Annotated in this window: 11 protein-coding genes; 9 read left to right on the forward strand and 2 right to left on the reverse strand. The window is 74.0% G+C overall.

Going from position 1 to position 11,488, the window contains the following annotated elements:
* Window positions 1-249: 249 nt before the first annotated feature.
* Window positions 250-1,131 carry a DMT family transporter gene (locus tag ACIQOV_RS09170; RefSeq protein ID WP_401046628.1) on the reverse strand — a complete coding sequence of 294 codons (882 nt, stop codon included), beginning with the start codon at window positions 1,129-1,131 and terminating at the stop codon, window positions 250-252.
* 277 nt (window positions 1,132-1,408) lie between these two features.
* Here ACIQOV_RS09170 and ACIQOV_RS09175 point away from each other — a divergent pair, with 277 nt between their 5' ends.
* A complete protein-coding gene (locus tag ACIQOV_RS09175; RefSeq protein ID WP_401046631.1) occupies window positions 1,409-2,329 on the forward strand; it encodes a serine/threonine dehydratase in 921 nt (306 codons plus the stop codon).
* 268 nt (window positions 2,330-2,597) lie between these two features.
* A complete protein-coding gene (locus tag ACIQOV_RS09180) occupies window positions 2,598-4,259 on the forward strand; it encodes an APC family permease (protein ID WP_401046632.1) in 1,662 nt (553 codons plus the stop codon).
* Window positions 4,260-4,319: 60 nt separating this feature from the next.
* Here ACIQOV_RS09180 and ACIQOV_RS09185 read toward each other — a convergent pair whose 3' ends face one another.
* On the reverse strand, window positions 4,320-5,945 hold the full coding sequence (locus tag ACIQOV_RS09185) for an FAD-dependent oxidoreductase (RefSeq protein ID WP_401046634.1): 1,626 nt from the start codon (window positions 5,943-5,945) through the stop codon (window positions 4,320-4,322).
* Between the two features lie 303 nt (window positions 5,946-6,248).
* On the opposite strand from ACIQOV_RS09185, the gene ACIQOV_RS09190 reads away from it, so the two are divergent.
* The 7 genes from ACIQOV_RS09190 to ACIQOV_RS09220 are packed head-to-tail and all read left to right on the forward strand — an operon-like array spanning window position 6,249 to window position 11,447.
* Window positions 6,249-7,424, forward strand: coding sequence for a SchA/CurD-like domain-containing protein (locus tag ACIQOV_RS09190; RefSeq protein WP_401046637.1), 1,176 nt, complete (start codon window positions 6,249-6,251; stop codon window positions 7,422-7,424).
* 27 nt (window positions 7,425-7,451) lie between these two features.
* Entirely contained in the window at window positions 7,452-7,877 is a 426-nt protein-coding gene (locus ACIQOV_RS09195; protein WP_401046639.1) for a cupin domain-containing protein, read from the forward strand.
* Complete coding sequence (locus ACIQOV_RS09200) at window positions 7,874-9,130, forward strand: beta-ketoacyl-[acyl-carrier-protein] synthase family protein (RefSeq protein ID WP_401046641.1); 1,257 nt, start codon at window positions 7,874-7,876, stop codon at window positions 9,128-9,130. The genes ACIQOV_RS09195 and ACIQOV_RS09200 overlap by 4 nt, the downstream gene beginning before the upstream one ends.
* Before the next feature lie 5 nt (window positions 9,131-9,135).
* On the forward strand, window positions 9,136-10,374 hold the full coding sequence (locus tag ACIQOV_RS09205; protein ID WP_401046643.1) for a beta-ketoacyl synthase N-terminal-like domain-containing protein: 1,239 nt from the start codon (window positions 9,136-9,138) through the stop codon (window positions 10,372-10,374).
* Window positions 10,375-10,403: 29 nt separating this feature from the next.
* Window positions 10,404-10,664 carry an acyl carrier protein gene (locus ACIQOV_RS09210; protein WP_401046645.1) on the forward strand — a complete coding sequence of 87 codons (261 nt, stop codon included), beginning with the start codon at window positions 10,404-10,406 and terminating at the stop codon, window positions 10,662-10,664.
* Between the two features lies 1 nt (window position 10,665).
* On the forward strand, window positions 10,666-11,121 hold the full coding sequence (locus ACIQOV_RS09215) for an SRPBCC family protein (RefSeq protein WP_401046647.1): 456 nt from the start codon (window positions 10,666-10,668) through the stop codon (window positions 11,119-11,121).
* Window positions 11,118-11,447, forward strand: a complete 330-nt coding sequence (locus ACIQOV_RS09220; protein ID WP_401046649.1) for a TcmI family type II polyketide cyclase — start codon at window positions 11,118-11,120, stop codon at window positions 11,445-11,447. The genes ACIQOV_RS09215 and ACIQOV_RS09220 overlap by 4 nt, the downstream gene beginning before the upstream one ends.
* Window positions 11,448-11,488 lie beyond the last annotated feature (41 nt).

Below are 11,488 nucleotides of genomic sequence, written 5' to 3' on the forward strand. Positions count from 1 at the left end.
GCTCTGCCGCCCGCCCCCCCCGGGCCCCCCCGGCGCCCGGGCCGGGGGCGGGGGGGCGGGCCCGGCCCCCGGGCCCCCCCCCGGCCCGGGGGGCGGCCCCCACGGCCCCGGCGGCGGTGGTGAGCAGGAGGACGGAGGCGGTCGCGGCGGCCACCCGGGCCGGGAGTGAGCTGTTCATGCGGACCACGACAGCACGCCGCCGGGCCCCCGGCGACCACAGGGCGCCCGCCCGGGTGGCCGCCCGCCCGGCTACTCCCGCGCCAGCACGGCGATGGCCGCGAGCAGCAGCGCGGAGCCCGCCAGCAGGCCCGCCGTCAGCGGCTCGCCGAGGAACAGCACGCCGATCACCGCCGCGGTCGCGGGCTCCAGCAGGACCAGCACCGCGGCCGTGGTGCTGGGCACGCTGGTCAGGCCGGTGAAGTACCAGCGGTAGGCGAACAGGGTGGGCACCGTGCCGAGGAAGAGCAGCGCGGGCACGGTCACCACCGGGTCGCCACCGGTCGGCAGGAGGCCGTGGAGGCCCTGGACGGCCGCGAGCGGGAGCAGGCAGAGCAGGCCGGTGGTGAAGGCGCCGGTGCCGGCCCGGGCCGAGCCGCCGCTGCGGGCCCAGAGGGTGAGGCCGCTCTGGCCGGCGCCCGCGAGGACGGCCAGCGCGACGCCGAGGGCCGGGCGCGGGCCCGCCGCCGGGGCGGCCACCAGGAGGGCGAGGCCGGCCAGGGCCAACGCCACCGCGGCCGCCGCTCGACGGGTCAGCCGCTCGCCGAGCAGCAGGTGGGCGCCGAGGCTGGTGAACACCGGCCCGGCGCCGATGGTGATCAGCGTGCCCAGCCCGAGGCCCGCCCAGTGCACCGAGCCGAAGTAGGCGCACTGGCTGACCGCGAGGCCGAGCCCGGTCAGCGCCGCGGAGTGCCACCGGGCGGCGCCCCGGTCGGCGCGGGGCCCGCGGCTCGGCAGCAGGGCCAGGCAGAGCGCGGCGACGCCGAAGCGCCAGCAGGAGACGCCCACCGGGCCGAGCCCGCCGGTGCGCATCAGCAGCGCGGACACGGCGCCGCCCACGCCCCAGGCGACGGCGGCGGCGGAAATGGACAGGAGGCCGTGCCGGAAGGGCACGGCGGTGTACGAGGGGGTCATGCGTCGGTGCTCCACGATGAGGTGCCGGTTCGGGTCCGCCGGGTACGCGGGCGGCAGTCATCGCCCCGGCCGCGGGCAGGTCCCGTCGGGCCGGAGTGGGTGGAGTGGGCCGCCCGCTAGCGGGCCGGCGGGGGGAGGATCACAAGACGCACGGGGCCACCCTACGCCGCCCGGCCGCGGTGTTCGCGATCTTTTCCTCGCCCACGAACGGGACGTACGGTCGACCGGGCCGGGGGCTCCCGGTGGAACGCCCCACTCGACGAAGGAGCAGTACACGATGGACCAGCTGACGTACGACGAGGTCGAGGCCGCCGGGAAGCGGATCGCCGGGCGGGTGCGCCCGGTGGCGGTGGCGCCGGGGGACGACGGCGGGCGGACTTGGCTGGCCCTGGAGTTCCTCCAGCACACCGGCAGCTTCAAGGCCCGCGGCGCGCAGAACTTCCTGCTCGCGCACGCCGAGGCGGGCACCCTTCCGGACAGCGGGGTGACCATCGCCTCGGGCGGCAACGCCGGGCTGGCCTGCGCCTGGGCGGCCCGTGAACTCGGCGTCCGGGCAACGGTGTTCCTGCCCGAGACGGCCTCCCCGGTGAAGCTGGCGCGGCTGCGCTCGTACGGCGCCGAGGTGCGGTTGGCGGGCCGGGAGTACGCGGAGGCGCTGAGCGCCTGCGAGGAGTTCGCGGCCGGCAGCGGGGCGCTGTCCTCGCACGCGTACGACCACCCGCTGATCGCCGCCGGCGCCGGGACGGTGCTGGCGGAGATGCGCGCCGGGGTGCCGGGGCTGGACACCGTGGTGCTGTCGGTCGGTGGCGGCGGGCTGTTCGCCGGGGTGGCGGTGGCGGCCCGTGAGCACGGCGTCCGGGTGCTCGCCGTGGAGCCGTCGGGCAGCCGCGCGCTGAACGCCGCGCTGGAGGCGGGCCACCCGGTGGACGTCCCGGTGGACTCCGTCGCCCAGGACGCGCTCGGGGCCCGCCGCGCCACCGTCCTCGCCGTGGACGCGGCCGCGCACGCGGGCGTCCGCTCGGTGCTGGTCGACGACGAGGCCATCGTGCGCGCCCGTCGGCAGCTCTGGGAGGACCGCCGGATCGCCGTCGAGTACGCGGCCGCCACGGCGCTCGCCGCCGCCGGCCTGGCCGAGGGCGAGCGGGTCGCCGTCCTGCTCTGCGGCGCCAACACCGACCCGTCCGATCTGGTGGATTAGCACCGCACCGCTATACGGAGACCACTATTCCCATCATCGAAAGGACCGTCTATCATGCCGCCCCACTCGGCGCTGATCGAATTCCGAGTGGGTCGATCGAATACGTAAGAGATCGGGGACAACGACGCCCCCTACCTGCAGGGACGTCCAGAAAAGAATGTAAACATTCAGTAATGAAATCTGTGCAGGGGGCCCTGAAAAGTCCTAGTGTGTGGCAACTCTCATCGCTCCGCCCACCCCGGAGCCCCCACCCACAGAGAGATCGTTCATGGCTTCCCTCAACCAGATCTCGCCGCCCGACCAGGGCACCGACTCCTCCTCCGGGACTCCCCACCGCTCACTGCGCCGCCACGTCGGGCTCATCGGCCTCATGTGGGCCTCGGTCGGCTCGATCATCGGCTCCGGCTGGCTGTTCGGCGCGAAGGAGGGCGTGATGGCGGCCGGTCCGGCCGCCGTCCTGTCCTGGGGCATCGGCACGGTCGCGATCGTGCTGCTCGCGCTCGTGCACGCCGAGCTCGGCAGCATGTTCCCGGTCTCGGGCGGCACCGCGCGGTACCCGCACTACGCCTTCGGCGGCCTGGCCGGCATGTCCTTCGGCTGGTTCTCCTGGCTGCAGGCGGCCACCGTCGCGCCGATCGAGGTCGAGGCGATGATCGGCTACGCCCGGCACTGGTCCTGGGCGGGCGGCCTGCTCAACGACAACAACACCCTCACGGCCAGCGGCTTCGCCGTCTCCACCGTGCTCATGGCGGTGTTCGTCGCGGTGAACTTCCTCGGGGTGCGCGTCCTGGCCCGCACCAACAACATCGCCACCTGGCTGAAGATCTTCGTCCCGCTGCTCACCATCTTCGTGCTGGCCGCGACCAACTTCCACGGCTCCAACTTCACCTCGCACGGCTTCGCGCCGTTCGGCGCCCAGGGCGTGCTGGCGGCGATCAGCACCAGCGGCATCATCTTCGCCCTGCTCGGCTTCGAGCAGGCCATCCAGCTCGCAGGTGAGAGCCGCAACCCCAAGCGCGACATCCCCCGCGCCGTGCTCGGCTCGGTCGCCATCGGCAGCCTGATCTACACCCTGCTCCAGGTCGTCTTCATCGGCGCGCTGCCCGTCAGCGCCTTCGCCAACGGCTGGGACAAGCTCGACTTCCCCGGCATCGACGGCCCCTTCGCGGGCCTCGCCACCGTGGTCGGCCTCGGCTGGCTGGCGTGGGTGCTCTACATGGACGCCGTGATCTCCCCCGGCGGCAGCGGCCTGATCTACACCACCTCGACCTCGCGCATCTCCTACGGCCTGAGCCGCAACGGCTACGCCCCGCAGAGGTTCGAGGAGCTCGACAGGAACGGCGTGCCGTGGTTCGGCCTGGTCATCGCCTTCGTCACCGGCGTGATCTGCTTCCTGCCGTTCCCGAGCTGGCAGGAGCTGGTCGGCTTCATCACCTCCGCCAGCGTGCTGATGTACGCCGGCGCCCCGCTGGCCTTCGGTGCGATGCGCCGCCGCCTGCCCGCGCACGAGCGCCCCTACCGGCTGCCGGCGGGCGAGCTGATCTCCCCGGCCGCGTTCGTGGTCTCCAGCCTGATCATCTACTGGTCCGGCTGGCACACCCTCTCGCGCCTGGGCATCGCGATCGTGCTCGGCTACGTCCTGCTCGGCAGCTACGCCGCGTACGCGATCAAGAAGGGTCTGCCGAACGCGCCCCGGCTGAGCTGGAAGTCCGCCCAGTGGCTGCCGCCCTACCTGGTGGGCCTCGGCCTGATCTCCTGGCAGGGCAGCTTCGGGGACGGCACCGGCAACATCCCGATGTGGGCCGACATGGCCCTGGTGTCGGTGTTCTCGCTGGTCATCTACTACTGGGCGATCCGGGTGGCGCTGCCGACCGACGCGATCGAGCAGGAGATCGCCGACGTCGAGGTGGTCGACGAGGGCGGCCACTGACCGCCGACGACCGACAGGAAGGGCCCGCCGGCCGTGCGACCGGCGGGCCCTTCCGCGTCCTCAGAGGCTCAGCACCGTCCGCAGCGCCGTGACGAGCTCGGCCTCCGCGTCCTGCGCCGGGCCGGGCGAGCGCCAGGCGACGAAGCCGTCCGGGCGGACCAGCACCGCCCCCTGCGGGCCGATGCCGTGCAGCGCGGCGAAGTCCGCGCCCGGCTCCGGCGCCAGATCGTCCTCGGCGCCGTCGCCGATCCGGAAGCCGTCCAGCGGGACGGCCAGCCGGTCGGCCGCCCGCCTGCCGCCCGCCTGCCAGGCCCCGCCCTCGGGGCCGGTGAGCAGCACCATCGCCTGCTCGTACAGGTCCAGCGTGGAGAGCTTCACGCCCGCGCGCCGCAGCCACTGGTGCGGGGCCCGGCTGCCCGGTTCGCCCGCCGACTCGAACTGCTCGGGGACCACCGGCCCGGTCCGGTCCGCGCCGATCACCGCGCCCACCGGGTAGCGGTAGCCGAGCGCCACCGCCAGCACCCCGGCCTGCCGGCCCACGCCCGGCGCCACCGCGTAGCCCGGGTGGCTGTGCTCGGCGGACCGGGCCGAGGCCCGCTCTCCGGTCACCCGGGCCACCGGGAGGCGCTCCTGCCCGTACGTCTCCAGCAGCCGCGGCCCGGCCCAGCCGCACAGCACGGCGGCGACCTTCCAGGCCAGGTTGTGGGCGTCCTGGATGCCGGTGTTGGAACCGAACGCCCCGGTCGGGGACATCTCGTGGGCGGAGTCCCCGGCGAGGAAGACCCGCCCGGCGCCGTACCGCTCGGCCACCCGCTCGGCGGCGTGCCAGGGAGCCCGGCCGGTGACCTCGACGTCCAGCTCCGGCAGGCCGACGGCGGTGCGGATGTGCCGCTCGCAGCGCTCGTCGGTGAAGGCCTCCAGCGGCTCGCCGTGCTCGGGGTGCCAGGGCGCGTGGAAGACCCACTCCTCCTGGTTGTCCACCGGCAGCAGCGCGCCGTCCGCCTCCGGGTTGGTCAGGTAGCAGGCGATGAAGTGCCGGTCGCCGACCACCTCGGCCAGCCGCTTGGCCCGGAAGGTGATGCTGACGTTGTGGAACAGCTCGCCCTTGCCGGACCGGCCGATGCCCAGGCTCTCCCGGACCGGACTGCGCGGGCCGTCCGCGGCGATCAGGAAGTCCGAGCGCACCACCCGCTCCTCGCCGCTCTCCCGGCTGCGCAGCACCGAGGTGACGCCGTCCGCGTCCTGCTCGAAGGAGATCAGCTCGGTGCCGAACCGCAGGGCGCCGCCCAGCTCGCGGGCCGCCCGCCGCAGCACCGGCTCCAGGTCGTTCTGGCTGCACAGGCACCAGGAGCTGGGGCTGAACCGGGCCAGCCGGCCGCCCGGGTCGATCTCCCGGAACAGCCACTCCTGCTCGGCCCCGGTCAGCGAGGGCGCCTGGAGGATGCCGTGGTTGGGGGCCAGGATCGAGGCCGCCTCGCGGATCGCCGGCTCGATCCCGGCCACCCGGAACAGCTCCATGGTCCGCACGTTGTTGCCGCGCCCCCGCGGGTGGTGCGAGGTGTCGGCGTGCTTCTCGACCAGCAGATGCCGGACCCCGAGCCTGCCGAGGAAGAGTGAGGCCGACAGCCCGACCAGCGAGCCGCCCACGATCAGGACCGGCACCCGGTCGTCAACCTTCGGATTCATCGATTGCTCCGCCCTGTCAGGGGATTCCGCGGCCCGGCCATTGGGCTCGGCGCCGCCCTCGGCGGGCCCGCTCAGCCGGGGCCCCGCTCTTCCATCCCCCGCCGGAGGCGGCCCGTGCCGCCCCTTCGCCCGGATGGCCCGCAAATCTCGCGCCGCGCCCGGTGCGCCGCCCACGATCGACCTCAGGCCTGGCGCCGACTCGCCCGGCCGAACCGCCGTCGCACCGCCCTCCCAGGCCGGGGAGCACCCGCCGGGCACGGCCGACACGGCCCGCAGCGTGCGGCCCAGAGCAGAAAGTGGATCATGACAACTCTGTCCGAACCCCAGCCGAAGCAGCAGGACGAGGCCGACACCCGGCTGCGAGTGGTGCTGATGCTGGAGATCCAGGACGGCGCCCAGCAGCGCTTCCTCGACGTGTACGAGCAGCTGCGCCACCAGGTGGCCTCGGTCCCCGGCCACGTCAGCGACCAGCTGTGCCAGTCGATCAACGACCCGCGCCAGTGGCTGATCACCAGCGAGTGGAAGGACCAGGAGACCTTCCTGGAGTGGGTGGACAGCCCGGCCCACCGGGAGATGGTCAAGCCGATGCACGGCTGCGTCAGCGACAACTTCCGCTCGCTGCGCTACACCGTGCTGCGCGAGACCTCCGCCGCCGGCTCCACCGGCACCCGGGCACCCATGGAGGTGCCGCCCGGACTGCCGCGCACCACCCCGGCCGGGCACGTCGGCCCGCCCAAGGCCCCTCCGGGCCCGGACGGCGTGGTCCGCCACGCGCTGACCTTCACCGTCAAGCCCGGCAGCGAGCCCGAGGTGGCCCGCATCCTCTCCGGCTACGCCTCCCCCCGGGCCGAGGTCGACGAGCACACCCGGCTGCGCCGCACCTCGCTGTTCATGCTCGGCAACCGGGTGGTCCGCGCCGTCGAGGTGATCGGCAACCTCGGCGACGCGCTGCGCCACGTGGCGATGCAGCCCGAGGTGCGGGCCGTCGAGGAGGCGCTGAACCCGCACCTGGAGGAGGCCCGGCAGCTGGGCGACCCGCAGGCCGCCCGGGCGTTCTTCGCCAGGGCCGCGCTGCCCGCCCGGCACCAGGCGATCGCCAGCTCCCCCGCCTCCGCCCGGCTGCACCGGCACGCCGTGCTCTACCCGGTCCGTCCGGGCCGCGGACAGGACGTGGCCGAGCTGCTGGCCGAGCACGACAACCTGGCCACCGCCGACCCGACCGGGCCGGTCGCGGCCGCCACCGTCTTCCACCGCGAGGACGTGGTGGTGCGCCTGGTCGACCTGCGGGTGCCGGCCGAGGCCGACCCGGCCGCCGCCCTCGGGGTGGCCGACGACCGGCAGGCCGCCGTGCTCGCCGGGCTTCTGGACCTCGGACCGCAGGGCGACCTGCGCACCGCCACCGGGCTCGGCGCCTTCCTCGCCGCCCGCGCCATGAACCCGGTCACCGACCGCAGTTCCGCCGACCCGATCAACAACTGACGCTCCGTCACTTCACGGGAGAACTCCATGACCACCCAGTCCCCACGGATCGTCAGCGTCCACGACGCACCGGAGAACCGCCGCCACGGCGCCGAGCTGCGCACCATGCTCACCCCGACCAGCTGCGGCGCGACCAGCGGCTTCATGGGCCTGGCGATCGTCAAGCCCGGCGAGCGGATCCGCGAGCACTACCACCCGTACTCCGAGGAGTTCGTGTTCGTCGTCTGCGGCGACCTGGAGGTGGACCTGGACGGCGAGGCCCACCCGCTCAAGCCGGACCACGGCCTGATGATCCCGATCAACATGCGCCACCGCTTCCGCAACGTCGGCGACACCGAGGCCCGGATGGTCTTCCACCTCGGCCCGCTCGCCCCCCGTCCCGACCTCGGCCACGTGAGCACCGAGGGGACCGCGGCGTCCGGACCGCCGGAACACGCCAAGGTGGTCTCGTGACCCGGCGCGTCGCCGTCACCGGGATCGGTGTGGTCGCTCCCGGCGGGGTCGGCGTCCCGGCGTTCTGGGACCTGCTGACGGCCGGCCGCACCGCGACCCGGGGCATCACGCTCTTCGACCCCACCGGGTTCCGCTCCCGGATCGCCGCCGAGGTCGACTTCGACCCGGCGGCCCACGGACTGAGCCCCGAGGACGTCCAACGGGCCGACCGCTACGTGCAGTTCGCGATGGTCGCGGCCGACGAGGCGCTCGCCGACGCCGGCCTGGACCTGGCCGCCGAGGATCCGTGGCGGATCGCCGTCTCGCTCGGCACCGCCGTCGGCGGCACCACCCGCCTGGAGCACGACTACGCCCTGGTGAGCGCGGCCGGAGCCCGCTGGGACGTGGACCCCCGGCAGGCCGAGCCACAGCTGCACCGGGCCTTCGCGCCCAGCACCCTGGCCTCCGCGGTGGCCGAGCGGACCGGCGCGCACGGCCCGGTGCAGACCGTCTCCACCGGCTGCACCTCCGGCCTGGACGCGATCGGCTACGGCTTCCAGGCGGTCGAGGAGGGACGCGCCGACATCTGCGTCGCCGGCGCCTCCGACTCCCCGATCTCGCCGATCACGGTCGCGTGCTTCGACGCCATCAAGGCCACCAGCGAGCGCAACGACGACCCGGAGCACGCCTCCCGCCCCTTCGACGCCGGCCGGGACGGCTTCGTGCTCGGCGAGGGCGGCGCCGTCCTGGTGCTGGAGGAGCTGGAGCACGCCCGCCGCCGCGGCGCCCGGATCTACGGCGAGATCGGCGGCTTCGCCACCTTCGGCAACGCCTACCACATGACCGGCCTCACCAAGGAGGGGCTGGAGATGTCCCGGGCGATCGACCACGCGCTCGTCCACGCCCGGGTGGACCGCACCGAGGTGGACTACGTCAACGCGCACGGCTCGGGCACCAAGCAGAACGACCGGCACGAGACGGCCGCGGTCAAGCGCTCGCTGGGCGCGCACGCCTTCAGGACGCCGATGAGCTCGATCAAGTCGATGGTCGGGCACTCGCTCGGCGCGATCGGCGCCATCGAGGTCGTCGCCTGCACCCTGGCGCTCGCCCACGGCGTCGTGCCGCCGACCGCCAACTACGAGACTCCGGACCCGGAGTGCGACCTCGACTACGTGCCGCGCACCGCGCGCGAGCTGCCGCTGAGCCACATCCTCTCGGTCGGCAGCGGATTCGGCGGATTCCAGTCCGCCGTCGTGCTCAACAGAACGGGGTGAGTTCCATGACGTCACGTCAGCAGGGCCGCCGGGCGGTGGTCACCGGCCTCGGCGTGGTGGCACCGAACGGGGTCGGGGCCGACGCCTTCTGGAAGGCCACCAGGCAGGGCGTGAGCGTCCTCGACCGGATATCCCGCGAGGGCTGCACCGGGCTTCCGCTCCGGATCGCGGGCCAGGTGAACGGGTTCGATCCGCAGTCGGCGATCGACAACCGCTTCCTGGTGCAGACCGACCGTTTCACGCACTACGCGATGGCCGCCGCCGACCTAGCGGTGGCGGACGCCGGGTTCCGGCCCGACCCGGAACAGCCCTTCGCGATCGGCGTGGTGACCGCGGCCGGCTCCGGCGGCGGCGAGTTCGGCCAGCGCGAACTCCAGCAACTCTGGGGCCAGGGGCCGAAGTTCGTCGGCCCCTACCAGTCCATCGCCTGGTTCTACGCGGCCAGCACCGGCCAGATCTCGATCCGCGGCGGCTACAAGGGCCCCTGCGGAGTGGTCGCCAGCGACGAGGCCGGCGGGCTGGACGCCCTCGCGCACGCCGTCCGCGCGATCCAGCGCGGCACCGACGCGGTGGTGGCCGGCGCCGCCGAGGCCCCGCTGGCGCCGTACTCGATGGTCTGCCAGCTCGGCTACCCCGAACTCAGCCTGGCCGAGCGGGCCGAGCTGGCGTACCTGCCGTTCACCGCGCAGGCCTGCGGCTTCGCCCCCGCCGAGGGCGGCGCGATGCTGCTGCTGGAGGACGAACAGGCGGCCCGCCTGCGCGGCGCCCGGGTCCGGGCAGTGCTGGCCGGGCACGGCGCCACCTTCACCGGCGCCTCCCGCTGGGCGGAGTCCCGGGAGGGGCTGGCGGCCGCCATCCGGATCGCGCTGGACGAGGCCCGGATCGCGCCCGAGGAGATCGACGTGGTCTTCGCGGACGCCCTGGGCGTGCCGGCCGCCGACCGGGCGGAGGCCCTGGCGCTGGCCGACGCGCTCGGGCCGGCCGCCGAGCGGGTCCCGGTCACCGCGCCCAAGACCGGTACGGGGCGGGCCTACTGCGGCGCCCCGGTGCTCGACGTGACCGCCGCCGTGCTGGCCATGGAGGACGGCGTGCTGCCGCCCACCCCCAACGTCACCGAGGTCTGCCACGACCTCGCCCTGGTGACCGGCCGCGCCCGCCCGGCCGAACTGAACACCGCCCTGGTGCTCAGCCGCGGGCTGATGGGCTCCAACTCCGCGCTGGTGGTCCGGCGCGTGCGGCCCTGAACCACCCACACCTTCGAAGGGAAACACCCGTGAGCAACACCCTCAGTTATCCGGAACTCGCCGAACTGCTCCAGGCCCGGGCGGGCGTCGCCGTCGACCCGGGCGACCTGGCGCGGCCGGGCGCGGAGTTCGACACCTTCGGCGTCGACTCGCTCGGCCTGCTCGGCGTGGTCGGCGAGCTGGAGAACCGGCACGGCCTCAAGGTCACCTCGGGCGCCGAGTCGGCCAAGACCCCGGCCGAGTTCCTGGAACTGGTCAACTCCTCCCTCGCCACGAAGGCTGGTGCCTGAGATGCCCGGACACACCGACAACGAGATCGTCATCGCCGCTCCGCTCGACCTGGTCTGGGAGATGACCAACGACCTGGAGAACTGGCCGCAGCTGTTCAGCGAGTACGCCTCGGTGGAGGTCCTGGACCGGCAGAACAACCTCGTCCGGTTCCGGCTCACCATGCACCCCGACGAGAACGGCCAGGTGTGGAGCTGGGTCTCCGAGCGGGAGACCGACCGGGACACGCTCTCGGTGCGCGCCCGCCGGGTCGAACCCGGCCCGTTCGAGTTCATGGAGATCCGCTGGGAGTACGCCGAGGTGCCGTCGGGCACCAGGATGCGCTGGATCCAGGACTTCGCGATGAAGCCCACCGCCCCGGTCGACGACGAGGGCATGACCGGCCACATCGACCGCAACTCGAAGATCCAGATGCAGCTGATCCGGGAGAAGGTCGAGAAGCGGGCGGCGGAGCTGTGACCGGCGTCCACCGGGCGCTGATCGTCGCCCGGATGAAGCCCGAGGCCGCGCCGGACATCGCCGAGGTGTTCGCCGAGTCCGACCGGGGCGAGCTGCCGCACCTGATCGGCGTCACCGGCCGCAGCCTCTTCCAGTTCGGCGACGTCTACCTGCACCTCATCGAGGCCGACCGCCCGCCGGGCCCGGCCGTCGCCAAGGTCGTCGGGCACCCGGACTTCCGGACCGTCAGCGACCGCCTGACCGCCTACGTGCAGGCCTACGACCCGGCCACCTGGCGGGAGCCGAAGGACGCGATGGCGCGGGAGTTCTACCGCTGGGACCGCTGACCCGGCGCCGCCCCGATGGGCCCGCCCCCGGCCGTGTGCCG

The organism is Kitasatospora sp. NPDC091257, assembly GCF_044757675.1.
Classification (GTDB): Bacteria; Actinomycetota; Actinomycetes; order Streptomycetales; family Streptomycetaceae; genus Kitasatospora; species Kitasatospora lactacystinica.

Excerpts from the sequence above, each read along its gene's own strand:
- ACIQOV_RS09175 (WP_401046631.1), top strand. The coding sequence starts at position 1,409 with ATGGACCAGCTGACGTACGACGAGGTCGAGGCCGCCGGGAAGCGGATC.
- ACIQOV_RS09205 (WP_401046643.1), top strand. The coding sequence starts at position 9,136 with ATGACGTCACGTCAGCAGGGCCGCCGGGCGGTGGTCACCGGCCTCGGC.
- ACIQOV_RS09195 (WP_401046639.1), top strand. The coding sequence starts at position 7,452 with ATGACCACCCAGTCCCCACGGATCGTCAGCGTCCACGACGCACCGGAG.
- ACIQOV_RS09190 (WP_401046637.1), top strand. The coding sequence starts at position 6,249 with ATGACAACTCTGTCCGAACCCCAGCCGAAGCAGCAGGACGAGGCCGAC.
- ACIQOV_RS09185 (WP_401046634.1), bottom strand. The coding sequence starts at position 5,945 with ATGAATCCGAAGGTTGACGACCGGGTGCCGGTCCTGATCGTGGGCGGC.
- ACIQOV_RS09170 (WP_401046628.1), bottom strand. The coding sequence starts at position 1,131 with ATGACCCCCTCGTACACCGCCGTGCCCTTCCGGCACGGCCTCCTGTCC.
- ACIQOV_RS09180 (WP_401046632.1), top strand. The coding sequence starts at position 2,598 with ATGGCTTCCCTCAACCAGATCTCGCCGCCCGACCAGGGCACCGACTCC.
- ACIQOV_RS09215 (WP_401046647.1), top strand. The coding sequence starts at position 10,666 with ATGCCCGGACACACCGACAACGAGATCGTCATCGCCGCTCCGCTCGAC.